The sequence below is a fragment of the Microlunatus aurantiacus genome, assembly GCF_039536605.1.
GTDB classification, from domain to species: Bacteria; Actinomycetota; Actinomycetes; order Propionibacteriales; family Propionibacteriaceae; genus Microlunatus; species Microlunatus aurantiacus.
In genome coordinates this window covers 42,112-68,875 of record NZ_BAAAYX010000014.1, presented here as the reverse complement: position 1 = coordinate 68,875, position 26,764 = coordinate 42,112, and the positions used below count along the sequence as shown (strand labels likewise).

General features: G+C 71.2%; 24 protein-coding genes. 7 read left to right on the top strand and 17 right to left on the bottom strand.

Annotation, left to right across the window (positions count from 1 at the left end; genetic code table 11):
- Positions 1-111: 111 nt before the first annotated feature.
- Both ABD714_RS17135 and ABD714_RS17130 read right to left on the bottom strand, forming a co-directional pair.
- A complete protein-coding gene (locus ABD714_RS17135) occupies positions 112-666 on the bottom strand; it encodes a YceD family protein (protein WP_344813658.1) in 555 nt (184 codons plus the stop codon).
- Positions 663-1,214: a hypothetical protein gene (locus ABD714_RS17130; protein WP_344813657.1), complete on the bottom strand. Its 552-nt coding sequence runs from the start codon at positions 1,212-1,214 to the stop codon at positions 663-665. Before ABD714_RS17130 ends, ABD714_RS17135 begins: the two co-directional genes overlap by 4 nt.
- Before the next feature lie 145 nt (positions 1,215-1,359).
- On the opposite strand from ABD714_RS17130, the gene ABD714_RS17125 reads away from it, so the two are divergent.
- Together ABD714_RS17125 and ABD714_RS17120 are read left to right on the top strand one after the other, a co-directional pair.
- Entirely contained in the window at positions 1,360-2,328 is a 969-nt protein-coding gene (locus ABD714_RS17125; protein WP_344813656.1) for an AraC family transcriptional regulator, read from the top strand.
- A gap of 163 nt (positions 2,329-2,491) precedes the next feature.
- Complete coding sequence (locus tag ABD714_RS17120; protein ID WP_344813655.1) at positions 2,492-4,036, top strand: flavin-containing monooxygenase; 1,545 nt, start codon at positions 2,492-2,494, stop codon at positions 4,034-4,036.
- Between the two features lie 29 nt (positions 4,037-4,065).
- On the opposite strand, the gene coaD is transcribed toward ABD714_RS17120, so the two are convergent.
- The 5 genes from coaD to ABD714_RS17095 all read right to left on the bottom strand — a co-directional run bounded on the left by coaD (position 4,066) and on the right by ABD714_RS17095 (position 9,849).
- Positions 4,066-4,554 carry a pantetheine-phosphate adenylyltransferase gene (gene coaD / locus ABD714_RS17115; RefSeq protein ID WP_344813654.1) on the bottom strand — a complete coding sequence of 163 codons (489 nt, stop codon included), beginning with the start codon at positions 4,552-4,554 and terminating at the stop codon, positions 4,066-4,068.
- 11 nt (positions 4,555-4,565) lie between these two features.
- Positions 4,566-5,144 (bottom strand): 16S rRNA (guanine(966)-N(2))-methyltransferase RsmD, encoded by a 579-nt coding sequence (gene rsmD / locus ABD714_RS17110; RefSeq protein WP_344813653.1) that lies wholly within the window; start codon positions 5,142-5,144, stop codon positions 4,566-4,568.
- A gap of 13 nt (positions 5,145-5,157) precedes the next feature.
- Positions 5,158-7,323 carry an ATP-dependent DNA helicase RecG gene (locus ABD714_RS17105; protein ID WP_425562413.1) on the bottom strand — a complete coding sequence of 722 codons (2,166 nt, stop codon included), beginning with the start codon at positions 7,321-7,323 and terminating at the stop codon, positions 5,158-5,160.
- A gap of 152 nt (positions 7,324-7,475) precedes the next feature.
- On the bottom strand, positions 7,476-9,179 hold the full coding sequence (locus ABD714_RS17100) for a DAK2 domain-containing protein (RefSeq protein ID WP_344813651.1): 1,704 nt from the start codon (positions 9,177-9,179) through the stop codon (positions 7,476-7,478).
- 22 nt (positions 9,180-9,201) lie between these two features.
- Positions 9,202-9,849, bottom strand: a complete 648-nt coding sequence (locus tag ABD714_RS17095) for a helix-turn-helix domain-containing protein (RefSeq protein ID WP_344813650.1) — start codon at positions 9,847-9,849, stop codon at positions 9,202-9,204.
- Between the two features lie 400 nt (positions 9,850-10,249).
- Here ABD714_RS17095 and rpmB point away from each other — a divergent pair, with 400 nt between their 5' ends.
- Positions 10,250-10,435, top strand: coding sequence for a 50S ribosomal protein L28 (gene rpmB, locus ABD714_RS17090; RefSeq protein ID WP_344813649.1), 186 nt, complete (start codon positions 10,250-10,252; stop codon positions 10,433-10,435).
- Between the two features lie 178 nt (positions 10,436-10,613).
- Here rpmB and ABD714_RS17085 read toward each other — a convergent pair whose 3' ends face one another.
- Both ABD714_RS17085 and ABD714_RS17080 read right to left on the bottom strand, forming a co-directional pair.
- Positions 10,614-12,500: an AMP-binding protein gene (locus tag ABD714_RS17085; RefSeq protein ID WP_344813648.1), complete on the bottom strand. Its 1,887-nt coding sequence runs from the start codon at positions 12,498-12,500 to the stop codon at positions 10,614-10,616.
- Between the two features lie 7 nt (positions 12,501-12,507).
- Positions 12,508-14,193 (bottom strand): ribonuclease J, encoded by a 1,686-nt coding sequence (locus tag ABD714_RS17080; protein WP_344813647.1) that lies wholly within the window; start codon positions 14,191-14,193, stop codon positions 12,508-12,510.
- A 222-nt stretch (positions 14,194-14,415) separates the two neighbouring features.
- Here ABD714_RS17080 and ABD714_RS17075 point away from each other — a divergent pair, with 222 nt between their 5' ends.
- The gene (locus tag ABD714_RS17075; RefSeq protein WP_344813646.1) at positions 14,416-14,979 is read left to right on the top strand and encodes a GNAT family N-acetyltransferase; all 564 of its coding nucleotides are present in this window, start codon (positions 14,416-14,418) and stop codon (positions 14,977-14,979) included.
- A 72-nt stretch (positions 14,980-15,051) separates the two neighbouring features.
- Here ABD714_RS17075 and ABD714_RS17070 read toward each other — a convergent pair whose 3' ends face one another.
- The 5 genes from ABD714_RS17070 to rpsO all read right to left on the bottom strand — a co-directional run bounded on the left by ABD714_RS17070 (position 15,052) and on the right by rpsO (position 21,131).
- Positions 15,052-15,993, bottom strand: a complete 942-nt coding sequence (locus tag ABD714_RS17070; RefSeq protein WP_344813645.1) for an LmeA family phospholipid-binding protein — start codon at positions 15,991-15,993, stop codon at positions 15,052-15,054.
- Positions 15,993-16,745 (bottom strand): 4-hydroxy-tetrahydrodipicolinate reductase, encoded by a 753-nt coding sequence (gene dapB, locus ABD714_RS17065; RefSeq protein ID WP_344813644.1) that lies wholly within the window; start codon positions 16,743-16,745, stop codon positions 15,993-15,995. The genes ABD714_RS17070 and dapB overlap by 1 nt, the downstream gene beginning before the upstream one ends.
- A 226-nt stretch (positions 16,746-16,971) precedes the next feature.
- Positions 16,972-18,228: a M16 family metallopeptidase gene (locus tag ABD714_RS17060; protein ID WP_344813643.1), complete on the bottom strand. Its 1,257-nt coding sequence runs from the start codon at positions 18,226-18,228 to the stop codon at positions 16,972-16,974.
- 103 nt (positions 18,229-18,331) lie between these two features.
- A complete protein-coding gene (locus ABD714_RS17055) occupies positions 18,332-20,530 on the bottom strand; it encodes a polyribonucleotide nucleotidyltransferase (protein WP_344813642.1) in 2,199 nt (732 codons plus the stop codon).
- A gap of 331 nt (positions 20,531-20,861) precedes the next feature.
- A complete protein-coding gene (gene rpsO / locus ABD714_RS17050) occupies positions 20,862-21,131 on the bottom strand; it encodes a 30S ribosomal protein S15 (protein WP_344813641.1) in 270 nt (89 codons plus the stop codon).
- A gap of 279 nt (positions 21,132-21,410) precedes the next feature.
- Here rpsO and ABD714_RS17045 point away from each other — a divergent pair, with 279 nt between their 5' ends.
- From ABD714_RS17045 to ABD714_RS17035, 3 genes are all read left to right on the top strand, one after another.
- A complete protein-coding gene (locus ABD714_RS17045) occupies positions 21,411-22,388 on the top strand; it encodes a DUF3131 domain-containing protein (RefSeq protein WP_344813640.1) in 978 nt (325 codons plus the stop codon).
- Positions 22,373-22,969, top strand: coding sequence for a glucoamylase family protein (locus ABD714_RS17040; RefSeq protein ID WP_344813639.1), 597 nt, complete (start codon positions 22,373-22,375; stop codon positions 22,967-22,969). The genes ABD714_RS17045 and ABD714_RS17040 overlap by 16 nt, the downstream gene beginning before the upstream one ends.
- A 194-nt stretch (positions 22,970-23,163) precedes the next feature.
- Complete coding sequence (locus tag ABD714_RS17035) at positions 23,164-24,093, top strand: 1-phosphofructokinase family hexose kinase (protein WP_344813638.1); 930 nt, start codon at positions 23,164-23,166, stop codon at positions 24,091-24,093.
- A gap of 205 nt (positions 24,094-24,298) precedes the next feature.
- On the opposite strand, the gene ABD714_RS17030 is transcribed toward ABD714_RS17035, so the two are convergent.
- The 3 genes from ABD714_RS17030 to rbfA all read right to left on the bottom strand — a co-directional run bounded on the left by ABD714_RS17030 (position 24,299) and on the right by rbfA (position 26,730).
- Positions 24,299-25,195 (bottom strand): bifunctional riboflavin kinase/FAD synthetase, encoded by an 897-nt coding sequence (locus ABD714_RS17030; protein ID WP_344813637.1) that lies wholly within the window; start codon positions 25,193-25,195, stop codon positions 24,299-24,301.
- A 139-nt stretch (positions 25,196-25,334) separates the two neighbouring features.
- Positions 25,335-26,240 carry a tRNA pseudouridine(55) synthase TruB gene (truB, locus tag ABD714_RS17025; RefSeq protein WP_344813636.1) on the bottom strand — a complete coding sequence of 302 codons (906 nt, stop codon included), beginning with the start codon at positions 26,238-26,240 and terminating at the stop codon, positions 25,335-25,337.
- Position 26,241: 1 nt separating this feature from the next.
- Positions 26,242-26,730, bottom strand: coding sequence for a 30S ribosome-binding factor RbfA (gene rbfA / locus ABD714_RS17020; RefSeq protein ID WP_344813826.1), 489 nt, complete (start codon positions 26,728-26,730; stop codon positions 26,242-26,244).
- Between the last annotated feature and the right edge of the window lie 34 nt (positions 26,731-26,764).

The window sequence follows — 26,764 nt, the reverse complement described above, 5'->3', positions numbered from 1 at the left end:
CTCGTTCGTTCGTATGGTGCGTCGAGCGTTCGTGCAGGACCTTGCGGGATGTGCCCGACGTCGCGCTGCACGCCTCAAGGCGCGCGGCAGCGATCGAGCAACCTGCACAGTCTAGGGCGTTTCGGCCCCGGATTCGAACTGAGTCAGCTTCGACCACCGGGGATCGACCGCATCGTCGTGATCGTGCTCGGTGACCGTGTTGAGGTCCAGACCGCACTCCGGGCACAGTCCGCGGCAGTCGGGACGGCAGAGCGGCTGGAACGGCAGCTCCAGCACGATGGCGTCGCGGAGCACCGGCTCGAGGTCGATCAGCTCGCCGTCCAGGTGCGACGCCTCCTCGTCGGACGCCTCGCTCCCGGGGTAGGTGAAGAGCTCCTGGACGTCGACCTCGAGCTCGTCGGAGATCGGGGTCAGGCAGCGGACACACTCCCCCTCCAGCTGGACCAGGGCGGTGCCGGTGACGAGCACACCCTCGACGACCGCCTCCAGCCGCAGGTCGAGCTCCAGCGGAGAACCCTCCGGGACGCGGATGACCGCGATGCCCAGCTCGTGGGGGGCCATCACGGTGGACTGCAGCGTGCGCAGCTCGCCGGCGCGACGTCTCAGGTCGTGGGTGTCCAGGACGAGCCCGGAGCGACGATCCAGTCGGCGGTGAGGCGAGGTCATGGGGCCGAGATCCCGAGATCGGCGGTCGTGCCGGCGCCGGCGGTGCTCGCCGCGTCGTCGGTGACCGGGTCGTCGGCATGCCGGTCGAGCTTGCTGCGCTCCGCCAACCGGGCCCGGGCGGTGCGGACCTGGCTGCTGGTGCGGGCCAGCACGGACTCGAAGCTGGCCATCCGCGAGTCGACGAACGCGTCGGCCTCGCGGCGCAGGGCGGCGGCATCGGACTCCGCGGAGGCTACGATCGCGGCGGCCTTCCGCTCGGCGACCTTGATCACCTCGGTCTCGGTGGCGAGCTCGGCCGCGCGCCGGTTCGCCTGCTCGGTGATGCGCTCGGCCTCGGCCTCGCCGGCGGCCAGCGCCTCGCGGGAGTTCTCGATCACGTCCTGGGCGTCGGCGATCTCGTCGGGGAGGTTGTCGATCACGTCGTCGATGGCGGCGAGCATCTCGTTGCGGTTCACCACGCACGACGCCGACATGGGCATCGAGCGGGCGTTCGCCACGAGGTCGCGGAGCTTCGAGAGCTTCGCCTCGGCGGTCTTCTGGTCGGCCATGTGTCCTTCTTCTGGTGCCTGAACGACCTCGAGCGTAGTACGGGGCAGCCTGAGCGCGGTCGCCTCGACGGGACCGAGCATCGACAGCCGGTCGACAACGGCTTAGGCTGTCGTCTGAAATAAGTCCTGGCCCGAGGAGCTCGGCATGAGCGTGCCGCTCGCCCGCCACAACCTCGTGCGCACCCGGGACGTGGACGAGGCCCGCTCCGAGGTGGCCCGGCAGTTCTGCGCCCACGATCTGACCCGCGTCGATCGCTCGGGTGCCCTGGACGTGGTGCACAACGGCTACCGGCTGGGCTCGGTCGGTCTGAACTACCTGAGGTACGGCGCCGAGGTCAGGATCCGGCCGGTGCCGTTCGACAGCTTCTGGCTGGTCCAGATCCCGCTGACCGGTCGAGCGGTGATCGGCACCGACGGTCAGGTGGTGCACTCCGATCCCCGGGTGGCGTCGATGCCGTCGCCCGACGTGCCCGCCGACATGTCCTGGGGTCCGGCGAACGAGCAGCTGATCGTCTACCTCGACCGGGCAGCCGTCCAGCGGCACAGCAGCCGGAGGGACGAGCCCGACCTCGACCTGGCCTTCGAGCCCACGGTGCACCTCGGGGCGCCGCGGCTGCAGAGCTGGCTCCGGCTGATCGGCTACGTCAGGGGGGAGATCGACGCCGGCTCCGAGCTGCTCGACACCCCGCTGATCAGCAGCCAGCTGGAGGACCTGATCATCACGGGCCTGCTCGCCGGGCAACCCAACAGCGCGTCGACCGAACCGTGCGTCCGGTACGGACCGGCCACCAGCCGTACGGTCCGACAAGCCACCGCGTTGATCGAGGAGTCACCCGAGCACCCGTGGCGGGTGGAGGAGCTGGCCCGCGCCGTCGGCGTCAGCGCCCGTACGCTGCAGGAGAACTTCCAGCACGACAGCGGGCAGTCCCCTCTGCAGGTCCTGCGACGGGTCCGCCTGCACCGCGCGCACGACGAGCTGGTGGGGTCTGACCAGCGGGTGACGAGTGTGACCGAGGTGGCAGTGCGGTGGGGGTTCGGGCACCTGGGACGCTTCTCCACCAGCTACCGGAGCCTGTTCGCGGAGTCGCCGTCCCAGACGCTGGCCCGCGGCTGAGCCGATCGGGGTCCTGGGCCCGACATGGCCCTCCGTCGGACGCCGCGGGACGGCAGGGCGGCGGAGGCCACCGCGGAAATCGGACAGCGGCCGCGCGCAGCGGCTAGCCGGTTCGTGGCCCCCGGCCCACGCTGGTGGCATCCCCTCATCCCGAAGGTAGGCCATGAACATCGTCATCATCGGCGCCGGCTTCGCCGGCCTCGCCTGCGCCAAGACCCTCCGCGAGTTCGGCTTCGACGTCGTCGTGCACGAGGCCGCCCCGGACGTCGGCGGAGTCTGGAGCGCGACGCGCCGCTACCCCGGACTCAGCACCCAGAACACCAAGGACACGTACGCGTTCTCGGACTTCCCCATGCCGCGCAGCTTCCCCGAGTGGCCCTCCGGCGCCCAGGTGCAGGAGTACCTCGAGGCCTATGTGGAACGCTTCGGACTCGCACCGGCGCTCCGGCTCGAGTCGTTGGTGCTGCGCGCCACGCCACGCCCCGGAGGTGGCTGGACCATCACCTCGCGTCCGACCGCCGGGGGTGAGGCGACGGTGACGGAAGCGGATCACCTGGTGGTGGCCAACGGGATCTTCTCCACCCCGAAGATCCCCACCTGGAAGGGAGCCGACGCGTTCGTGGCCTCCGGGGGCCGGGTCTGTGCGGCCGCCGAGGTCACCGACCTCGAGGTCGTACGGAACCGGCACGTCCTCGTCATCGGTTACGGCAAGTCGGCCTGCGACGTGTCGATGCCCGTCAGCTCGGTGGCCGCGTCGACCACCGTCGTCGCCCGCGAGCTGCTGTGGAAGATGCCGAAGAAGCTCGGCAACGTGCTCAACTACAAGTTCCTGATGCTCACCAGGATGGGTGAGGCGCTCTTCCGCTACCTGCGGCCGGCCGGCGTCGAGCGCTTCCTGCACGGGCCCGGCGACCCCGTCCGGCGGTCGATGCTGAGCGGGGTCCAGGCTGTCGCCACCCGCCAGCTGCGGCTCGAGGCGCTCGGTCTGGTGCCGACCGGTTCGTTCGAGCGCATCGCCCGGAGCACTGTCAGCCTCGCCACCGACGGGTTCTACTCCCACGTCGCCGCCGAACGGATCAAGGTCCTGCGTGACACCACGGTGACCGAGCTGCTGGTCGACGCCGCGGGCGGTCGCACCGCTCGGCTGTCCACCGGTGAGACCGTGCCCGCGGACGTCGTGATCTGCGGCACCGGGTTCACCCAGCAGCTGCCCTTCTTCGACGACGGTCTCCAGGCGCAGCTGACGGACAGCCGGGCCAACTTCGAGCTCTACCGCCACATCCAGCCGCTGACCGTGCCCGATCTGTCGTTCGCCGGCTACAACTCGTCGTTCTTCAGTCCGCTCAGCGCCGAGCTGGCCTCGGTCTGGATCGCGAGCCTGCTGACCGGTCGCCACCGGGTGCCGGACCCGGAGATGAGAGAACGCGAGGTCACCGAGATGCTGCGGTGGATGGAGGAGCGGACCGAGGGTCGTCATGCCCGCGGCACCAACATCATCCCGTTCTCCCTGCACAACATCGACGACCTGATGGCCGACCTCGGGGTGCGGCTCGACGCTGTCACACGCGCCAGGCAGTGGTTGCTACCCGTCGACCCCGGCGCGTACAGCACCGTCGCCGCCCAGGTCCGGCAGCGGCCGACGACGCTGCCCGAGCGGCCCGCTGTCGAGCCCCCGGCCGACGAGTCGGCTCCGGCCCTGGCTGCCTGACGGACCGCCCAGCCGCCTCGGCGGACGGCTCAGGGAGCCGTGCGGTCCGCCAGCCGGTCCGCGATCCGCGGGAGGACGGCGTCGGTCACGAACGGGGCCACGTCCCCGCCCAGCGAGGCGACCTCGCGGACCAGGCTGGAGGACACGAACGACAGGTGGGGTGCCGTGGGCAGGAACGCGGTGTCCACGCCGGTCAGTCGCTTGTTCATCTGCGCCATGGCCAGCTCGTAGTCGAAGTCCGCTCCCGAGCGCAGACCCTTGACGATGACGTCGACGTCGTGCGCCACGCAGAAGTCCACCAGCAGACCCGAGAACAGCGTCACCGTGACCGACGGCCACTCCGCGCACGACTCCTGCAGCATCGCCACCCGCTCGTCGGGCGTGAAGAGCGCGTTCTTGCTGATGTTGGAGCCCACGGCGACCACCACCGCGTCGACCAGCTCCACGGCCCGGCCGATGACGTCGAGGTGACCGAGAGTGACGGGATCGAACGATCCGGGGCAGACGGCGCGGCTCACGGGAGACGAACCTATCCGGCGCCGAAGTAGAGCACGGTCTCGCCGTACTTCTTCTCCCACGTGTCGCCGAGCGCATCGGGCCAGCGTGGCGCGGGGTCCCGGCCGGACCGCTCGATCACCACCAGCCCCTCGGCGGTGAGCCAGCCGTTGGTCACCAGGTCGCGCAGGATCGCCTCCACCGAGGCGTTGGACAGCTCGTACGGCGGGTCGAGGAAGACAATGTCGTACGGGTACGCCGGCTGTCGGCGCACGACGTCCTCGACCGGGTCCCGGCGCAGCTGCACGTCCAGCCCGACGGCAGTCACGTTCTGTTCCATCACCCGCAGCGCCCGGCGGCTGGACTCGACCAGCAGCACCGGGGCCGCGCCCCGGCTCGCCGCCTCCAGTCCGACGGCTCCCGACCCCGCGAACAGGTCGCAGAACGCCCAGCCCTTGAGTGCGACGTCGGCGGCCCCGGCCGACCCGCCCGTCCAGGAGGCCAGGGCCGAGAACAGGGCCTCCCGCACCTTGCTGGAGGTGGGGCGGGTCTGGTCCCCGGGCGGCATGGTGAGTCGCCGACCACCGCGGGATCCCGAGATGATGCGCGTCACGCCCCCACCGCCGTCATGTGCGCTCCATCCAGTCCCCCGCCGCCCGCCGCTCGACCGCGTCGACGATGTCGGCCAGCCCGGGGTCGGCCAGCTCAGGGTCTCGCTCCAGGCAGATCGTGGCGAGGTCGCGGGCGTACACGATCAGGTCCTCGTCGTCGAGCACGCGGAGGTGACGCAGTCCCGAGCGCACCCCGGACTGCTCGGCGCCCAGCACATCACCCTCGCGCCGCTGGGCGAGATCGACCTTGGCGAGCAGGAAGCCGTCGCGGGTGTCGGCCACGGCGGTCAGCCGGTCCAGCGCGGGCAGTCCCGGCGGGGTGGCGGTGAGCAGCAGGCAGACACCGGGGTGGGCTCCCCGACCGATCCGGCCACGGAGCTGGTGCAGCTGGGAGATCCCGAAGCGGTCGGCGTCGCAGATCACCATCACCGACGCGTTGGGCACGTCCACCCCGACCTCGATCACCGTGGTGGCCACCAGCACGTCCAGCTCCCCGGCCACGAACCGGCCCATCACCTCGTCCTTCTCCTCGGCCGGGAGCCGGCCGTGCAGCACCGCCACCCGGAGGTCGCGCATCGGACCCTCGGTGAGCTGGGCGAAGACGTCCTCCACAGCGGCGCCGGCGTCCTCGTCGGCGCCGTCGTCACTGATCCGCGGGCACACCACGAACGCCTGCCGACCCTCGGCGACCTCCTCGATCACCCGCTGCCAGGTCCGCTTCAACCAGCTGGGGTGCTGCTGGTAGTTGACCACCACCGTGGACACATCGGCCCGTCCGGCAGGAATCTCCGTCAGCGTCGACGTCTCCAGGTCACCGAACACCGTCATCGCCACGGTGCGCGGGATCGGCGTCGCCGTCATCACCAGGGTGTGCGGACGCTGCTGCGCCTTGGCCGCCAACAGGGCCCGCTGCTCGACCCCGAACCGGTGCTGCTCGTCGACCACGACCAGGCCGAGATCGGCGAACTGGGTGCCGGCCGTCAGCAGGGCGTGGGTGCCGATGACGATCCCGGCCTCGCCCGACGCGGCTGCCAGGGAGGCCTCCCGGCGCCGGCCGGCCGACATCGAGCCGGTGATCAGCGTGACCCCGGTGCCGGCCCCGCCGGACGACAGCAGGTCCCCGCCGACCAGGTCGCCGAGCATCGCGGTGATGGTCCGGTGGTGCTGCGCGGCCAGCACCTCGGTGGGAGCCAGCAGGGCCGCCTGCCCACCGTTGTCCACCACCGCGAGCATGGCTCGCAGCGCCACCACGGTCTTGCCCGACCCGACCTCGCCCTGCAGCAGCCGCTGCATCGGGTGCGGGCGGGCGAGGTCGGCGAACAGCTGGTCGCTGATCTGCTGCTGCCCAGCGGTCAGGGTGAACGGCAACCGTGCGTCGAAGGCGTCCAGCAGCCCGCCGGCCACCTTCGGCCTGGGCACGGCCCCGTCGGCCGCGGCGAGCGCCCGTCGCCGGGCCATGGCCAGCTGCAGACCGAAGGCCTCGTCGAACTGCACGCGCGCCAGACCGGAGGCGACGTCCTCCTCGGTCTCGGGCCGGTGGACGGCGCGGTACGCGGTCGGCTGGCTCATCAGGTCGGCCTCCCGACGCACCCAGTCCGGCAGCGGGTCCTCCATCCCGTCCAGGGTGTCCAGAGCCAGCGAGACGCAGCTGGCGATGGTCCAGGTCCGCAGCTTGCCGGTGGCCGGGTAGAGACCGATCCGCCCGGAGGCGCCGGCCACCTTGCCCAGGTCGAGATTGCGTTGCGCCCCACCGATGACGTTGCCGTGCTCGTCGACGATGACGAAGTCGGGGTGGGTCAGCTGCGGCTCGCCGCGGAACGCGCCGACCTTGCCGGCGAAGATGCCACGTGCCCCGGTCGGCAGCTGGGCCTGCCAGTAGTCGACCAGGTGCTTGACTCCGAAGAAGGTGAGGTTGAGCTCCCCGCGGCCGTCGGTGATCACCGCCTGCAGACGGAACTTGCCGGCTCCCCGGGAGGACTGGCCCATGCCGTGCACCGAGGTGTGCCGGACCTGCGCGAGGACGGTGACGTCCTCGCCCTCCACCAGGTTGCGCAGGTCACTCAGCTCGGTGCCGGAGACGTAGCGACGGGGCAGGTGCAGCATCAGGTCACCGATGGTGCGCAGCTTCAGCGACTCGAAGGCCTTGGCGGTCTTGCCGCCCAGCACGCCGCTGAGCGGCACGGAGAGGCGGGTGTAACCGGTGGTGCGCCAGAACTGGGCCGGCGACCGGTCCGCCGACGGGTCCGGCGCCGGTTTGGTGGCGGTCGTCGTGGCCGCGGCCCTCTTCTTGGCGGCCGGCGACGGCGTCCCCGGCACCAACCGCAGGTGCCGGCTCACTCGAGCCCCACCAGCAGCGGGTAGCGCGCCTGTCCCCCGTCGATCACCTCGACGTCGACCGAGGGCGACCAGGCCCGGATCCGGGCCCGCAGCCGACCGAGCAGCCGGTCGTCGGCCCCCCCGCCGCGCACCAGGGTGAGCAGCTCGCCGCCACCGGAGGTCAGCAGGCGCTCCACCACCCGCCAGGCCACCTCGGCCAGGTCCGCGCCGATCTCGACGAAGTCGCCGTCCACCAGACCGAGCACGTCCCCGACCTCGCAGCGACCGGCCATGGTCATCGCCGGGCTCTCGGCGATCGTGACCGCGGCGTGCCGCGCGTGTCCGGCGGTGCTGCTCATGGCCACCACGGCCGAGTCGAAGTCGGCGCCGGCGTCGTGCACGGCGAGCGCGGCCAGACCCTGGACCTGGGCCACGGTGGGGATGACGGCCACCCGACGCCCCTGGGCTCGCAGCTCGGCGGCGAGGTGCCCGGCGATCTCCAGGCACTCCATGTCGTTGGGGAGGACGATCACCTCACCGCAGGACTGCTGCAGGGCCGCGGTGAGCTCCTCGGCGCTGACGTGCGAGCCGGTCGGCAGCACGGGCGTCCCGCCCAGGCCGGTCACCGCCTCGGCCAGACCCGGACCGGCCACCACCGCCACCACGGCGCGCCCGGACACGGCCACCGCGCTCGGCGGCAGCGCAGTGATCCTGATCTGGTTGATCCGCCCGCAGGACAGACCGGCCTCGACGGCCGCGCCGGCGTCGGCGAGGTGCACGTGCACCTGGGCCACGGTCCGGTCCCCCACGACGACGACACTGTCACCCAGCACCGACAGCCGCTCCCGGAGCGTGTCGAGCGCATCGATCCCGGTCCCTCGCAGCGCGTACATCACCTCGTACTCCGACGGTGTCTGGTCGGCCGGCGGCGGCCGGCGGACCGCCACGGCCCGGTCCGGCAGCGGCGCGGCCACCCTCCCGCCGAGGACCTCGACGAGCACGTCGAGGAGCAGCACGTACGCCTGCCCGCCCGCGTCGACGACCCCGGCGTCGGCCAGCGGGGCCAACGCCTCGGGGGTGGCCCGCAGTGCCGCCGCGGCAGCGGCCCGGGCGACCTCGGCCACGGCCAGCACCCGGGAGATGCCGACGGCCGGATCGGCCGCGGACCGCTCGGCCACCCGGTCCACCACCGCCTGCTCGGCAGCGTCGGCGGCCGCGTCCGCCACCGTCAGGATGGTTCCCTCGACCGGCCGTGCCACCGCGCGTCGGCCGGCGGTGGCCACCGTCCGCAGCACCTGCGCCAGTCCACGCTCCGGGCGGCTGACCACGATCAGCCCCGACCGCTCCAGGGCCCGGCTCAGGCTGATGATCATCTCGGCGACGATCGCGCCCGAGTTGCCGTGGGCCGACAGCACCGCGGCCCGCACCACCCGGTCCGCCGGGCCGACGTCGGGCTCGGACGGCTCGCCGGTCGGCACCAGCTCGGCGGCCCAGTCGTCGGTGGTCGCCCCGCTCAGGTGGTCGATCATCCCGGTCAGCGTCTGCTGCAGGTTGGTGCCGGTGTCGGAGTCGGCCACCGGGAAGACGTTGATCGCGTTCAGACCGGCGGCCGAAGCCGTGATCACCTCGGCGCTGCGCTCCAACCAGGTCAGGCAGAGACGCCAGATCTCCGGCGGAGCGAGACTGCCTACTCCGCCGTCGGAGGTGACTGCCGAGGACACGCGGACACCCTACCGATCCGGTTCACGGGTCAGCCGGATCGACGGGCCCGAGGCCGGGAAGCGGGTCCGGGAGGAGCGACCACAGGAACGCCATCCGCACCCGGCCGGGGGCCGGCTCGTTCCGCCAACCGGACTCGTGCTCGTCGAGGAGGGCGTTGTCGAGCCACACCGACAGCCGCTCCGCCTGGTCCGCCGTCAGCCACAGCTCACCGGCGGCGAGTCCTGTCGACCCGGTGCGCTCGTCCGCCGGGCGCACGCGATGGGCGAGCAGGCGCTGACGGAGATCACCGAGCATCCGGTCGGCCACGAGGTCCTCGCCGGTCGGCCCGAGACCGGACGTGTCGATCCGCAGACTGGTGCCGGTGGCCTTCCAGGGCCGGTTGCGGCCGTCCTCGTCACCCGACGAGCGCTCCACCACACCCCACTTCTCCAGCGCTCGGAGGTGGTAGCTCATGGCACTCGGCGTGAGCCCGGTCAGCTGGGCCAGCTCAGTCGCCGTCCGGGGTCGTCGGTCCGCGTAGAGGACCTGGATGACCTGCTGACGGGCCTCGTGGGCCAGCGCCCGGATCGCCCGCGCATCGGAGATCGTGACCTCGTGCTGCGGCCCGAGCAGCTGCTCCGCCCGCTCCTCCACCCGGCGCCGGGCCGATCCGCCCTCGAGATCGCTCACCGGCTCAGGGTAGCGACTGCCGCGGAAGTGTGAAGGAGATGCTTGACATCCTATCCATGAAGCGTACGCTTCACATTATCCGAAGCACTCCTTTCAGAATTGGGTGATCATGTTCTCCACGGTGCACCAGGCTCCCGGCCTCTCGGCCCTCGCGGACGGTCCCCTGCTGCGGCCTACGGGGCTGGCCGCCCCGCGGTATCGTCGTTGGCGGGATCTGCTCGCCCTGCAGGTTGCTGCCGCCGATCCCCCGGTGGGCCCAGTCCCGCCAACGGGCGGACCCAGGCTCCGCCGCCGAATTCGCCTTACCTCGCCGGCGTCAGGTACGCTTGCCAGGTTGCCCTGACGGGCCGCACCCGATGTTTTTCCTGTCTAGAGCTCGAGTAAGTGGGAGTGAATTCCAGTGGCTGCCGTATGTGACGTCTGCGCCAAGCGCCCCGGCTTCGGCCACAACGTGCCTTGGTCCAAGAAGAAGACCAACCGCCGCTGGAACCCGAACATCCAGCGCGTCCGCGCGATCGTGTCGGGCACCCCGAAGCGCCTCAACGTGTGCACCTCCTGCCTCAAGGCCGGCAAGGTCTCCCGCTGACCCTCTGACGCCCGGCGTCACCAGGACCTGTCCCCTCGGGGCCAGGTCCTTTTGGTGTCTCTCCCGTCCGCGTCAGCCGGGTCGGAAGGCGGACAGCGGATGGAGTTCTCCCCGATGACGGAGACAACTGCATCCCCTCCTGAGGGCCGACGCTGACCGGCCCGGACCCCGACGTTCCTCAGGCCCCTCCGGTCAGCAGCGGCCTGAGGGCCTCCAGCACCGCGGGATCCTCGATCGTGGCCGGCAGCCCGGGGTTGCGGCCGTCGGCCAGCTCTCGCATCGCCTTGCGCAGGATCTTGCCGGACCGCGTCTTCGGCAGGGCCCGCACCACATCCACCCGGCGGAGCCCGGCGACGGGACCGATCTCGGCCCGGACCAGGGCCACCAACGCTGCCGACAGCTCGCCGGCTTCGATCGCCACCCCGTCCTTGAGCACCACCAGCCCACGCGGCACCTGACCCTTGAGCGGATCGGCGACCCCGATCACCGCGCACTCCGCCACCGCCGGGTGAGTGGCGATCACCGCCTCCATCGACCCCGTCGACAGCCGGTGCCCGGCCACGTTGATGACGTCGTCGGTGCGGCCCAGCACGAACAGGTAGCCGTCGGCGTCAACGTAGCCGCCGTCGCCCGTCAGATAGGACCCCGGGTAGGCCGACAGGTAGCTGTCGACGCAGCGCTGGTCGTCGCCCCACACGGTGGTGAGGGTGCCCGGCGGCAGCGGCAGGGCGATCACGATCGCCCCCTCGGTCCCGGCGGCGACCCGGTTCCCCTGGTTGTCCAGGATCCGTACGTCGAAGCCCGGCACCGGGACGGTGGCCGACCCGGGCTTCACCGGCATCGGCTCCAGACCCCGGAGGTTCGCCGCGATCGGCCAGCCCGTCTCGGTCTGCCACCAGTGGTCGATGACGGGGACGTCGAGCCGGGCGCTCGCCCAGGCGTACGTGTCGGGATCCAGTCGCTCCCCGGCGAGGAAGAGGGTGCGGAGCGACGACAGATCGTGCTCGGCGAGCAGCAGGCCGTCCGGGTCGACCTTGCGGATCGCCCGTACGGCGGTCGGCGCGCTGAACAGCACGGTCACCCCGTGCTCGGCGACGACCCGCCACCAGGCCGCCGCATCCGGGGTGCCGACCGGCTTGCCCTCGTACACGACCGTCGTCGCGCCGACCAGCAGCGGTCCGTACACGATGTAGGAGTGACCGACCACCCAGCCGACGTCGCTGGCGGTGAACATGACGTCGTCGGAGCCGACGCCGTAGACGGTGCGCAGCGAGTAGGTCAGGGCCACCGCGTGCCCACCGTGGTCGCGGACGATCCCCTTGGGCCGGCCCGTGGTGCCGGAGGTGTAGAGGATGTAGAGCGGATCCGTCGCGGCCAGCTCGGCGCAGGAGGCGGGCTCGAACAGCCCGGGCTTGGTGATCATGGCCCATTCGAGGTCACGACCTTCGACCAGCTCCGCGGTCAGCTGTGGTCGCTGCAGGATCACGCAGTAGTCGGGTTGGTGCGCCGACATCGCCAGGGCCGCGTCGAGCATCGGCTTGTACGCGATCACCTTGTCGGCCTCGAGTCCGCACGAGGCGGACAGGACCACCTTGGGTCGGGCGTCGTCGATCCGCGCACTCAGCTCGGCCGGGGCGAAGCCCCCGAACACCACCGAGTGCACCGCCCCGATCCGGGCGCAGGCGAGCATGGCGATGGCCGCCTCGGCCACCATCGGCAGGTAGATCACCACCCGGTCCCCCGCCGCGACCCCCAGCTCGCGCAGCGCCCCACCGACCCGGGCGACCTCGTCCAGCAGCCGGGCGTAGCTGTAGGTCCGGCGCTCGCCGGTGATGGCGGAGTGGAAGATCAGGGCAGGGTGGTCGGCCCGGCCGTGGATGACGTGCCGGTCGAGAGCGTTGTAGCAGGTGTTCAGTGTCGCGTCGGGGAACCAACGGGCGAGCGGCTCAGCGGTGGCGTCCAGGATCTGCCGGGGCTTGCGGATCCAGCTCACCGCAGCCGCCTGGTCGCGCCAGAAGTCCTCGGGTGCGCCCAGGCTGCGCCAGAACTCCTCGCGGTAGGTCATCGGGTGATCAGGTCTGGATCACCACGGGGATGATCATCGGACGGCGTCGGTGCTTGTCGTTGACCCAGCGACCGATCCGGCGTCGGATCACCTGCTGAAGCCGGTGGGCGTCGTTGACCCCCTCGGCCATCGCCTGCTCCAAGGCCTCGATCAGCTGCGGTCGTACGGCGTCGAAGACCGAGTCGTCCTCGCCGAACCCGCGGGCGTGGATGTCGGGACCGCTGACGATCTTGGAGGAGTGCGTGTTGATCACCGTGATGATGGAGATGAAGCCTTCCTCACCGAGGATCCGGCGATCCGTCAGCAGGGTCTCGGTCACGTCCCCGACGCTGGCCCCATCGACGAACACGTAGCTGCAGTCGACCTTGCCGACGATCTTGGCCGAGCCCTGCTGCAGGTCGATGACCGTCCCGTCCTCGGCGATGATCGCCCGCTTCCGCGGCACGCCGGTGGCCACGGCCAGGTCGGCGTTGGCCACCAGGTGACGAGCCTCGCCGTGCACCGGCATCACGTTGCGGGGCTTGACGATGTTGTAGGCGTAGAGCAGCTCGCCGGCACTGGCGTGACCCGACACGTGGACCATGGCGTTGCCCTTGTGCACCACGTTGGCGCCGAGCTTGGTCAGCCCGTTGATCACCCGGTAGATCGAGCTCTCGTTGCCGGGGATCATCGAGGACGCCAGCACCACGGTGTCGCCCGCGGCGAGCTGGATCACCTGGTGCTCGCGGTTGGCCATCCGGGAGAGCGCCGACAGCGGCTCGCCCTGCGACCCGGTCGAGATGATCGCCACCTCGTGCGGCCGGTACTTGTCGATGTCCCGCAGCTCGATCAAGGTGTCGCCGGGCACGTGCAGATAGCCGAGATCACGGGCGACGCCCATGTTGCGCACCATCGAGCGCCCGACGTAGACGACCTTGCGACCGTGGGCGACGGCGGCGTCCAGGACCTGCTGCACCCGGTGCACGTGCGAGGCGAAGCAGGCCACGATCAGCCGCTGCTTGCTGGTGGCGAAGACCCGGTCCAGGGCAGGGGTGATGTCCCGCTCCGGCGTGGTGAAGCCCGGCACCTCGGCGTTGGTGGAGTCGACCATGAACAGGTCGACGCCTTCCTCGCCGAGGCGGGCGAACCCGCGCAGGTCGGTGATCCGCCCATCCAGCGGCAGCTGGTCCATCTTGAAGTCGCCGGTGTGCAGCACCAGGCCGGCCTTGGTCCGCACCGCCACGGCGAAGGCGTCGGGGATCGAGTGGTTGACCGCCAGGAACTCCAGGTCGAAGTGGCCGAACGTGACCCGCTCGGAGTCCTCGACCCGCCGGGTGACGGTGCCCCTGATCCGGTGCTCGCGGATCTTCTCCTGCAGCAGCGCCAGGGTGAGCTTGGAGCCGACCAGCGGGATGTCCGGGCGTTGCCGCAGCAGGTACGGGACGGCGCCGATGTGGTCCTCGTGACCGTGGGTCAGGACCACCGCCTGGATGTCGTCCATCCGGTCGGCGATGACGTCGAAGCTGGGCAGGATGAGATCGACCCCCGGGTGGCTGTCCTCGGGGAACAGCACCCCGCAGTCGATGATCAGCAGCTGCCCGTCGTACTCCAGCACCGCCATGTTGCGACCGATGTCGCCGAGACCGCCAAGCGGGATGACGCGGAGCGCTCCGCCGGCGAGAGGTGGAGGGGTTCGTAGGTTTCCGGCAGACACGGCGGTCAGGCTACCGCCTGTCCCCACGGCAAGGGGTGTCGGCACTGCGCCGTCGCGGAGGTCGGGCTGGCCGGAACGTGCAGAAGTCCGTGGTTGCCTGCTCGGGGGTTCAGGTAACCACGGACTTCTTGTCCCCCATCATGCTGGTTCGTCCGGCGAAGGATCTAGTCCCCTCCAATGTGACGTGAGTCACATCAGCGGACGGAGCTACGATCCGGTCCCATGACCAGCAACCCTCCCGGCTCGTCGGCCGAACCACACGCGGACTCCGTCCGCCTCGCTCTCCCGGCGGAGTCCTGGGGGATCGCGACAGTCCAGCGCCGCAGCTGGGGTGAGATGACGGACGTCGCGACCCGGACCCTGCTGGACGGCATCGACCTGACGACGATGGCCGAGACCTGGCACGCCGCGATCAGCCGGCCCCCCGAGGCCAGGTGGCGTGTCCTGGTGGCCGTCGCCGAGGGTCAGGTCGTCGGTCTGGGCACCACCTTGCCGAGTCAGGACCCCGACGCCGATCCCGGTGAGGACGGCGCCATCGACGAGCTGGTGGTGGACCCGACCGCCCGCCGCCGAGGTCACGGCTCACGACTGCTGAACGCCTGCGTCGACACCCTCCGGGCGGACGGCTTCGTCCGCGCCCACCACTGGCTGCGGGCCGACGACGACCTGCGCCGCGCCTTCCTGACCGACGCCGGCTGGGCCCCCGACGGTGCCCATCGCGAGATCGGCTCCGACGATGATGCGGTCCGGATCAAGCAGATCCGGTTGCACACCGCCATCGGCTGACCGAGCTCGCCCGACGCGTGCCGACACCGAGCGCGCCCTCGCGGTCAGGCCGGAGATCGGGCGGCGCGGAGGTCAGCGGCCGCGGACGGGGATGTCCTCGCCGGTCCCGGACAGCAGCACGCCGTCGGGTTGCACGGTGAGGCCGGTGACGGAGATGTCGTACGGGAGGTTCTCGATCGGGAAGGGCCGCAGCACGATGCGGGAGACGGCGTCGACGACGGCCTGGGGGACGTCGACCGAGGCCACGCTGACCTGGGGGTCGGCCACCGTGATCGTCTGGGCGTCGACGTCGAGCTGCGGCCTCCCCGTGAGGAACCCGTCGATGGACAGCCGGCCGATCGGCACCGAGAAGTCGATCCGCATCCGGTCGTCGGCCACGTAGCTGACCTGCTGGCCGGCCAGCGAGCTCACCCCGCCCCAGTCGACCAGCGCCGTGGCGTCGCCCCGGCCGGCCACGATGGTCTGGAAGCGGTCGGCGGTGGTGATGTCGGTCAACGTGGCGTCGAGGTGGCTGACCGCGACAGCGGCCGTCTCCCCCTGCACCGTCGCGTCGGTGGCGGTCACCCGCACGGAGGAGAACGAACCGCCCAGCACCTGGGTGACGAACGGGAAGCCGCCGATGGTCACCTCTGGCTTGGTGGGTGTGCTCAGCTCCGACTGGAGCTGGGTGGCCAGGGTGTTCTCGGCGACGGCGTTCGCCACCCGGTCACCGGCGATCAGCACCGCGAGCACGGCCAGCACGCTGATCACCGCGATCATCACGGTGCGCGAGCGGGGGCTGCGCGGAGGGTGGCCGACGTCGGCGTACGCGCCGTCAGGGGCTGCGGGCTGGACGGTGGTGCCGGGGACGGGCGGCAGCACGCGGGTGGAGTCCGCCGTCGGTCGGACGGCCGGCTGGACCTGGGTGGCGTCGGCCGAGCCCGGGGCCACGAAGTCGGGCCGCCGGTTGCCGCCCGGCGGCAGCGATCCGGCGGGCCTCGGTTCGGGCGGCGTCGACTCCGGCGGTCCGCTCATCAGCCGATGCCCAGCAGGTCGTCGATGCCGATGGTGAGGCCGGGGCGGTCCACCACGGCCCGGACGGCGGCGAGCACGCCCGGCATGAAGGACACCCGGTCGAAGGAGTCGTGGCGGACGGTGAGGGTCTCGCCCGGATCACCGAACAGCACCTCCTGGTGGGCCACCAGTCCCCGAAGCCGGACCCCGTGCACCCGGATGCCCTCGATGTCGGCTCCGCGGGCCCCGGGGACCTCCTGGGTGGTGGCGTCGGGGATGGCCGGTCGCGACGCCGCGTCCCGCGCTGCGGCGATCCGACGGGCGGTGGTGGTCGCGGTGCCGGACGGCGCGTCGGCCTTGTCCGGGTGGTGCAGCTCGATGATCTCCACGCTCTCGTAGAACCGGGCCGCCTGCTCCGCGAAGTGCATCATCAGGACCGCACCGACCGAGAAGTTGGCCGCCACCACGATCCCCACCCCAGGTGCCGAGCCCAGCGCCCAGCGCAGCTGCGCAAGCCGGTCCTCGGTGAAGCCGGTGGTGCCCACCACGGCGTGGATCCGGTTCTCGATGCACCAGGACAGGTTGTCCAGCACGGCGTCGGGGTGGGTGAAGTCGACCATCACCTGCGCCGCGGTGGCCGGTGCGCGGTCGTCGCCGACGTCCAGCTGCGCCACCAGCTCCAGGTCCGGCGCCGCCTGGACGGCCCGGCACACCTCGGCGCCCATCCGCCCGGCGGCCCCGAACACACCCACCGCGATCTGCGTTTCGGTCATCAGCAAAGCCTCTCGGGAGTGCAGGAGCGCTCCGGGACGACACGGTCATCGTCCTCCCGCAGCGCGACGAACGAGCGAGACACCGCGGAGCCCAGGAGCGGAGCGCGACGATCCACCGCGGCCATCTGCTCTCCTCACCTGGGTCGTACGCCGACGAAGCCAGATCGCCGACCTCGCCCAACCTACCGGCGCCCCGGCGACCACCGGCTCCGATCCGGCGTGGTGATCACCAGCGGTCGAGGATCGACTCCAGCGGCCGGCGGGCGACCTTGGGACCGACCACACCGAGCACCGGGCCGGCGGCGAAGAGCTGCTGCGCCATCTCCTGCACCTGCTCGGCGGTGACCGCGTCGTAGCGGGCCAGGTGCTCCTCGAGCGGGCGGTCCTCCCCGCTCACCGCGCTGCCCCCGAGGCGGCTCATCCGGGAGTTGGGACCCTCGTAGCCGAGGATGGTCTGCCCGCGCAGCTGGGTCTTGGCCTGGGCGAGCTCGCGTTCGGCCAGACCCGTCTCGGCCAGCTCCCCGGTCACCCGGCGGACGACGCCGAGGATCTCGGTCAGCCGCTCGGGGGCGCACTGCCAGTCGATCGAGAACAGCCCGGCGTCGCTGTAGACGCTCTCCCCCGCCTCGATCGAGTACGCCAGCCCACGGCGCTCCCGGACCTCCAGGAACAGCCGCGACGACATCCCGCCACCGAGCACCAGGGACAGCAGTCCGAGCGCGTAGCGTCGGTCGTCGAACATCCCGGGACAGCCGGCCGCCAGGATCGCCGACACCTGCGCCGAGTCGCGGACCGCGGAGACGACCCGCGGACCACCCCGGGCGACCGTCGGGGCCGACGGGCGGGGGACGCGACGCGGGGACCGGGCCTGGTCACCGAAGGCGGCGAAGGACCCGAGCTGCTCCACCAGCCGGTCGTGGTCGACCGAACCGGCGGCCGCGACGACGATCTCCCCTGCTCGGTAGTGGCGGCGCCAGTAGGCGTCGACCTGGTTGCGTCGCAGGGCCGTGATGCTGCGCGCCGAGCCGATCACCGGGCGTCCCAGACCATGATCACCGAAGATCGCCGACGTCACCAGGTCGCCGGCCACCTCGCCGGGATCGTCGTGGTGCATGGCGATCTCGTCCATGATCACATCCCGCTCGGCGTCGATGTCGCGGCCCAGCAGCAGCGAGTCGGTGATCATGTCCGACAGCACGTCGACCACCAGCTCGGCGTCGTCGGCCATCACCCGCGCATGGAAGCAGGTGTGCTCCTTGGCGGTGTAGGCGTTCAGCTCACCACCCACCGACTCGACCGCGTACGAGATCTCCTCGGCGGTCCGCCGCGGTGTCCCCTTGAACAGGACGTGCTCGAGGAAGTGCGAGGCGCCGTGCAGCCGGCTGCTCTCCTGCCGGGAGCCGACGCGGGCGAAGAACCCGACGCAGAAGGCACGGCTGCTGGACATCTCCTCGGTGACGACCTGCAGACCGCTGGGCAGCATGGTGCGGCGGATCTCCCCGCTGCGGTAGGCGCGGGGCCCGCCGTCGGCGCCCGTGGGACGAGAAAACCGGCCGCTCGACGAGCGGCCGGTCTCCTCAGCTGTCTCAGACAGCAGCGGTCTCCTCGACCACGGGGATCAGCGACAGCTTGCCGCGGTCGTCGACCTCGTTGATCTCCACCTGGATCTTCTGACCGACGCTGACCACGTCCTCCACGTTCTCCACCCGCGCGCCGCCGGCCAGCGGACGCAGCTTGGAGATGTGCAGCAGGCCGTCCTTGCCGGGCAGCAGCGAGACGAAGGCGCCGAACGCGGTGATCTTGACGACCGTACCGAGGTAGCGCTCGCCCTTCTCCGGCATCGTCGGGTTGGCGATGGCGTTGACCATGGCCCGGGCGGCCTCGGCCTTCTCGCCGGAGTCGGCCCCGATGTAGATGGTGCCGTCGTCCTCGATGCTGATGTCGGCACCGGTGTCGTCCTGGATCTGGTTGATCACCTTGCCCTTCGGGCCGATGACCTCGCCGATCTTGTCGACCGGGATCTTCACCGTGATGATCCGCGGCGCGAACAGGCTCATCTCGTCGGGGGTGTCGATGGCCTCGGCCATCACCTCGAGCAGGGTGAGCCGGGCGTCCTTGGCCTGGGTCAGCGCCTGCGCCAGCACCGAGGCCGGGATGCCGGCGAGCTTGGTGTCCAGCTGCAGGGCGGTGATGAACTCCTTGGTGCCGGCGACCTTGAAGTCCATGTCACCGAAGGCGTCCTCGGCTCCCAGGATGTCGGTCAGCGCGACGTAGGAGGTCTCCCCGTCGACGGTGTCGGACACCAGCCCCATGGCGATGCCGGCGACCGGGGCGCGCAGCGGCACACCGGCGTTGAGCAGGGCCAGCGTCGAGGCGCAGACCGAGCCCATCGAGGTGGAGCCGTTGGACCCGAGAGCCTCGGACACCTGACGGATCGCGTACGGGAACTCCTCGCGCGTCGGCAGCACCGGCACCAGGGCGCGCTCGGCGAGCGCTCCGTGACCGATCTCGCGCCGCTTCGGCGACCCGACCCGACCGGTCTCACCGGTGGAGTAGGGCGGGAAGTTGTAGTTGTGCATGTAGCGCTTGGTCTTCTCCGGCGCCAGCGTGTCCAGCTTCTGCTCCAGGCCGAGCATGTTCAGCGTGGTGATGCCCAGGATCTGGGTCTCGCCGCGCTGGAACAGCGCCGAGCCGTGCACCCGCGGGACCACGGCGACCTCGGCGGACAGCGTCCGGATGTCGGCCACGCCGCGACCGTCGATGCGCACCTTGTCGGTGAGGATCTTCTGCCGGACCAGCTTCTTGGTCAGCGCGCGGTAGGCGCCGGTGATCTCCTTCTCGCGACCCTCGAACTCCGGCGCGAGCTGGGACTTGATCTTGTCCTTGAGGACCTCGGTCGACTCCTCGCGGTTCTGCTTGTCGGCGATCGACATGACCTCCGACAGCTCACCGGTGGCCACCTCGGACACGCGGGCGTACACGTCGTCGGAATAGTCCAGGAAGATCGGGAACTCCGCCGTCTTCTTGGCCGGGAGCTTGGCGACCAGCTCGGCCTGCGCGTCGCAGAGGGCCTTGAGGAACGGCTTGGCGGCCTCGAGGCCCGCGGCCACGACCTCTTCGGTGGGGGCGGTGCGGCCTTCGCCGACCAGGGCCCAGGTCTCCTCGGTGGACTCGGCCTCGACCATCATGATCGCGACGTCACCGTCCTCGAGGACGCGACCGGCGACCACCATGTCGAAGGTGGCGTTCGCCAGCTGGTCGACGTCGGGGAAGCCGACCCACTGGTCGCCGATGAGGGCGACGCGGACGCCGCCGATCGGGCCGGTGAACGGCAGCCCGGCGAGCTGGGTGGACAGCGAGGCCGCGTTGATGGCGACCACGTCGTAGGTCTTGTTCGGGTTCAGGGCCATCACCGTGACGACGACCTGGACCTCGTTGCGCAGACCCTTGACGAAGCAGGGCCGCAGCGGGCGGTCGATCAGCCGGCAGGTGAGGATGGCGCCCTCACTGGGGCGGCCCTCGCGGCGGAAGAACGAGCCGGGGATGCGGCCCGCGGCGTACATCCGCTCCTCGACGTCCACCGTCAGGGGGAAGAAGTCGATGGAGTCGCGGGGCTTGCTCTGGGCCGTCGTGGCCGAGAGCAGCATGGTGTCCTCGTCGAGGTACACCACCGCCGAGCCGGCGGCCTGGCGGGCGAGGAGACCGGACTCGAAGCGGACGACGTGCTTGCCGTGCGCTCCGTTGTCGATGGTCGCCTCAGTGAACTGAAGGTCGGGTCCCTCCACAGGGATGCTCCTACTCTGACGCCGTTGGTGGCGTCGTTGTGGGACTGCATCCACACACCCTGGGCTGACGTGCGTCATCGCCTGCTGCCCCGTCGTCGTGACGGAGGACTGTACGAGGCGAGAGCCGGTCTTCGATCGAGGTCCGCGGGGCCGCTCCCAGAGGAGCCAGGTCCCGAAGACCACTACCGGAGACCGAGCATGCGCTCGTGAGCTCGTGTGGGATGCAATCACCGATGGTTCGTGGCTGTTCAGTTGTTCTGAAGTTGTGGGTGAAGCAGCGAAGCGGTCCTCCTGCGTCGCGACGGGACTGCGGAGAACCGCTCCGGCGAGGTCAGCGGCGCAGGCCGAGACGCTCGATCAGCGACCGGTACCGCTCGATGTCGGTCTTGGCCACGTAGTTGAGCAGGCGACGACGCTGGCCGACGAGCAGCATGAGGCCGCGGCGGCTGTGGTGGTCGTGCTTGTGCTCCTTGAGGTGCTCGGTCAGGTGCGCGATCCGCTTGGTGAGCACCGCGACCTGGACCTCCGGGGATCCGGTGTCGCCTTCGCTGGTCGCGTACTCGGCGATGGTCTTCTTCTTCTCTGCAGCGTCGAAAGACACTCAGTTCTCCCTTCGGTTTCCCGTTGCGCGGCGCCCCCTGACGTCCTCTTGCGAGGTGCACACGGTGTGCGGTGGGAGCTCTTGGGTTTCCGCGGCCGTTCGAACGGCATCTGTCAGGTTACCAGCGGCCGTGAACGAACACCCAATCCCGCCGTCGTCGCCGTGCCCCGCGACGGGCGACGCCCTTGACCCCACCACCGTACTTCCGTACGGTGGGGACTGTTCTGAAAGCGCTTACAGCCTGCCGCACCCGACGCGGCACCGACGAAGGAGTCGCCCATGACCGCCGTTTCCCGCCGAGGTCTTCTGCTCGGAGGCGCCTCCCTGGCCGCCGCCGGCGCCCTGGGTTCGTCCCTCCCCACCGCCGCCGCCTCGCCCGGAGCCGACCGCCACCGGCCCACCACCCCCGCACGCATCCGGCGCTGGGCCGCCGACACCTGGGCGAGCCTGGTCGCCATGACCGACGAGAAGACCGGGCTCACCGCGGACAACCTGGCCGGCCCGCTGGCCGAGAAGAACCGCAGCGGCTACACCTCCCCCACCAACATCGGCGGCTACCTGTGGAGCGCCGTGGTCGCTCGCGATCTCGGTCTCATCTCCCGGGGCGAGTGCAGCCGGCGGATCCGACAGACGCTCCGTACGCTCGACCGGCTCGACCGTCACGCCCCGAGCGGCATGTACTACAACTGGTACGACGAGGCCACCGGTGAGGTGCTCACCACGTGGCCGGTCGACGGCAACCGGGTCTACCCGTTCCTGTCCAGCGTCGACAACGGCTGGCTGGCGGCCGCCCTGATGGTGGTGGGCAACGCCGATCCCGCGAACGCCCGGCTGGCGCACGAGGTGCTGCGCCCGATGAACTTCAAGGCCTACTACAACCCCACCGTCGGCGTCGGCGGGGCCGGGTTGATGAAGGGCGGCTTCTGGGACGGCGAGCCGAAGCCCGGCGAGGCGATCCAGGTGGGGAACTTCCTGGGCAGCGGGCCGGACGTCAGCTACACGGCCTTCCACTACGACACCACGGTGTCGGAGACCCGGATCGCCTCCTACATCGCGATCGCCCGCGGTCAGGTCCCGGCCAAGCTCTACTTCGGCACCTGGCGCACCTTCCCCGCCAGCAAGGACTGGCAGTGGCAGGAGCAGCAGCCGACGGGCCAGACCCGGACCTACCTCGGCATCGACGTCATGAGGGGGTCTACTCTCACCTCGGCCTCAAGGCGGTGCCCGGCTGGGGCGGCTCCATGTTCGAGTCCCTGATGCCCGACATGTTCGTGCCGGAGGAGCGCTGGGCGCCCCGCTCGTGGGGTCCGAACCACCGCAACACCGTGGCGATCCACCGCAAGCACGGCTTGGAGGAGGCCGGCTACGGGTTCTGGGGCTTCTCCCCCGCCAGCGAGCCGGGCGGCGGCTACCGCGAGTACGGCGTCGACGCCATCGGCCTCAACCCCGACGGCTACTTCTCCGACGCGGAGAAGACCAACTTCGACAAGGGCTTCGGGTCGTTCCGGCCCGGTGAGAACCCGAAGCCGACGTACGGCGACGGCGTGGTCACCCCGCACGCCCTCTTCCTGGCCATGCACCACGAGCCCCGCCAGGCGTACGACAACCTGGTGAAGCTGACCCGCGAGCACGACGCGTACGGCGAGGGCGGTTTCTACGACGCCATCGCGGTGAAGTCGGGCACGGTGGCCAAGCGCTACCTGTCGCTGGACCAGGCCATGGTGATGGGCTCGATCGGCAACGTCTACGGCCGGTCCGCGGTCCGCCGCTACTTCGCCGTCGGCGACGTCGAGCGCCGGATCAAGCCGCTGCTGGCCATGGAGAAGTTCAGCTTCTAGCCCCGACCCCGGGCCCGGCCATCGCTGACGCCCCCTTTCACCCGCCGGCGCACCCCTCGCAGAGGGGCGCGAGTGCGTGAAAGGGGGCGTCAGCACGTGGAGGCACGACACACGGCCACTCGCGACGGAAAGGCACGACGCGCGGGGCCGGCCGACCACGACAGGGCCGGAGGGGCTGCCCCTAGGGTGGCGAGATGATCACCGTCGCCGGCCTGACGCCCTCGGTCGACCTCACCTACCTGGTGGACCACCTCGAGCTCGGTCGGATCCACCGGCCGACGGAGGTGGTGCGCCGGGCCGGGGGCAAGCCGCTCAACCTGGCCCGGGCCGCCGCGGCGCTCGGGGCCGACGTCTCGATCGTGGCCGTGCTGGGCGGGTGGACCGGCGACTGGCTGGCCGACGAGCTCGCTCGAGCCGAGATCGCTGTGCACCGGGTCACCACCCCCGTGCTCACCCGGACCTGCGTGTCGATCAGCGCGGCGGACTCCGACGACCTGACCGAGCTGTACGAGTACGCCGAGCCCATCCCCGCGGACGTCTGGACCCAGGCCCGGGAGGCGCTGACCGCCGAGCTCAGCGACCGGCCGGGCTGGCTGGTCATCGCGGGTGGTCCGCCACGGGGACTGCCGCCGACCGGACTGGCCGAGCTGGCCGAGCTGGCCCACCACGCCGGCTGCCGGGTGGCCGCCGACACCCACGGCGCCTCGCTGGTGCCGTTGCTGCACAGCCACCCGGAGCTGGTGAAGATCAACCGCTCGGAGGCGGCCGCGGTGCTTGGCGTCGATCCCGGCACGCCACTGACCCAGATGGCCGCACGGCTCCAGGCGAAGAGCGGCGGGACGGTCGTGCTGACCGACGGGGCTGCCGGGTCGCTCGGTCTGGGCCCGGACGGTCGGACCTACCGGATGACCGCGCCGAAGCTGCGCGGCCGGTTCTCGGTCGGCAGCGGCGACGCCTACCTCGGCGGGTTGTTGACGGCTCTCGACCGGGGCGACGACCTGGGCACGGCGCTGAGGCTGGCCACCGCCGCCGGCGTGGCGAACGCCCAGATCCCGGGTCCCGGCAGCTTCGCGACGGACCTGGTCGCCGAGCTCGCCGGCCAGACCGAGGTCGACGTCGCCTGACTCAGGCCCGCGAGCGGGAAGAGGACGTGCGACGACGTAGCCGGTGAACGCACGTCCTCCTCGCGAGCGGGCCCGTTCAGGCCCGTGAGCGGGAAGAGGACGTGCCCGGCGTGCGGAGGAGCGATGAGCGAGGGCACGCTCTTCGCCTTCGCGAAGTGCGACGACGTAGCCGGTGAACGCACGTCCTCGTCGCGAGCGGGCTCCTTTAGACCGCGTGCAGGAGGTGGCGCACCTGCTCGACGTCGGCGTGCATCTGCTCGATCAACGCCTCCATGCCGCGGTACTTCACCTGGCCGCGCAACCGGGCGTAGAAGTCGATGGCGATCTCCACGCCGTACAGCTCGAGGTCGTCGCGATCCAGCACGTACGCCTCCACCCGGCGCTCGACCCCGTCGAAGGTCGGGTTGGTGCCGACCGAGATGGCCGCCGGCCAGCGCGGGGCCCCCGGGTCGTCGAGGCGGGTGACCCAGCCGGCGTACACGCCGTCAGCGGGCACGGCCAGGCCGTCGGCCGGGGCGATGTTGGCGGTCGGGAAGCCCATCTCGCGGCCGCGCTGGTCGCCCTGGACCACCACGCCGGTCATCCGGAAGACCTGGTCGCTCAGCTCGCGGACCCGGCCGAGGTCGCCCTCACCGAGCGCGTGGCGGATCAGGGTCGACGAGCTCGGCTGGGCGCCGTCGGAGAACAGCGGCACCGCGTCCACCACGAACTCCCCCGCCCCGAGAGACGCCAGCAGGGCCGGATCTCCCGCCGCCCGGAAGCCGAACCGGAAGTTCTCCCCCACCACGATCCGGACCGGCCGCAGCGGTCGCAGCACCCGGTCGACGAACTCCTCCGGGCTCCAGCTGGCCACCTCCGCGGTGAAGTCCAGCACCACCACCTCGTCCACGCCGGCCCGGAGGAGCAGCTCGCGGCGCCGTTCGAGGGAGCAGAGCAGATCGGGAGCCTGATCGGGTCGCACCACCGACATCGGGTGCGGCCAGAACGTCACGGCCACGAGCCGAGCCTCGGGTTCGGACTTCCGGGCCAGCTGGAGCAGCCCGACGTGGCCCCGGTGCACACCGTCGAAGTTGCCGATGACGACGACCGATCGGGGGTTCAACCGAGCTCCTTCCGCACGGGGCGGGCCTGGGCAGGACGAAAACAGCGCCAGTTAACCACGCACGTCCGCGCCGCCGGCCCACCTCCGGCGTCAGTGATGAGGCAGCCCGGGATCCGGGCGCTCCGCGGACGGGGCGGCCTCAGCCGACGAAGACCGCCTCGGCCACCGCGTCGTCACCGTCGGGCCGGTAGAGCGCGAGGAACTCGCCCTCCGGGGCGAAGACCGCGGTGCGCTCGCCCGGCAGCGAGGTGCCGGGCAGCCGTCGGCCGAAGCGGACGTCAGCCGCCTGCTCGTCGGTCAGGTCGAGGGAGGTGAAGCACCGGCGGGCGACCTCGGCGATCGGGGTGACCACCACGTCGTCGGTCTCCAGGTCCTGCGCCTCGGCCAGCACGAACGGCCCCACCCGCGTGCGGCGCAGGGCGGTCAGGTGCCCGTCGGTGCCGAGCGCCGAGCCGAGGTCGCGGGCCAGGGCGCGGACGTAGGTCCCGGAGCTGCAGTCGACCACCACTGTCAGGTCGACCACCGGGGTGCCGTCGTCGGCAGTCCGGTCGCGGCGGGTCAGCACCTCGAAGCGGGTGACGGTCACGGTCCGGGCCGCCAGGGCGACGTCCTCACCGGACCGCACCCGGGCGTAGGAGCGGACACCCCCGACCTTGATCGCCGACACCGAGGACGGCACCTGCTCGATCGTGCCCCTGAGATCGACCAGCGCCGTCTCGATGGCGCCGTCGGCGACCTCCCGGGCTCCCGGAGCCGAGGTCAGCTCGCCCTCGGCGTCGTCGGTGACCGTGGCCTGTCCGAGCCTGATGGTCGCCTCGTACGTCTTGTCGGTCAACGCCAGCTGACCCAGGAGGCGGGTGGCCCGGCCGACGCCGAGCACCAGCACGCCGGTGGCCATCGGGTCCAGCGTGCCGGCGTGCCCGATCTTCCGGGTGCCGAGCACCCGCCGCGCCCAGCCGACGACCTGGTGGGACGTCCGACCGGCAGGCTTGTCGACGACCAGTACCCCCGCCGGCGGACCGGACCCGGTCCGACCGGCGGCCACGTCAGGCGCGCTCGTCGTCGACGTCGGCGTCGGAGTCGGCGTCGGAGTCGGCGTCGTCTTCGGGGTCGTCGTCAGGATGCTTGTACGGATCGGGATCGCCGGCGTACACCGCACCGGCAGCCTGCTCGGCCACCTTCGCGTCGCCGTCCTTGGCCGCCGCCAGCAGGTCCTCCAGCTGCCGCGCCGTCTCGGGCACGACGTCGGGCACGAACACCAGACTCGGAGTGAACTTCAACCCCAGCTGCTTGCCGACCTGGGACCGGATCATCCCGGTCGCCGAGTGCAGCGCCGCGGCCGTGTTCGCCTGCTCCTCGGGCGTCCCGAACGCCGTGTAGTAGAGCTGCGCGTCCCGGCTGTCGCCGGTCAGCCGCACGTCGGTGATCGTCACGAACCCCAGCCGCGGGTCCTTGACCCGCCGCTTCAGCATCTCCGCGGCAATCACCTTGATGTCCTCAGCGAGCTTCAACACCCGTGGCGAAACCATGTCCAGTCTCCTTCTACAACAGGTCGTACGTGACCCCGAT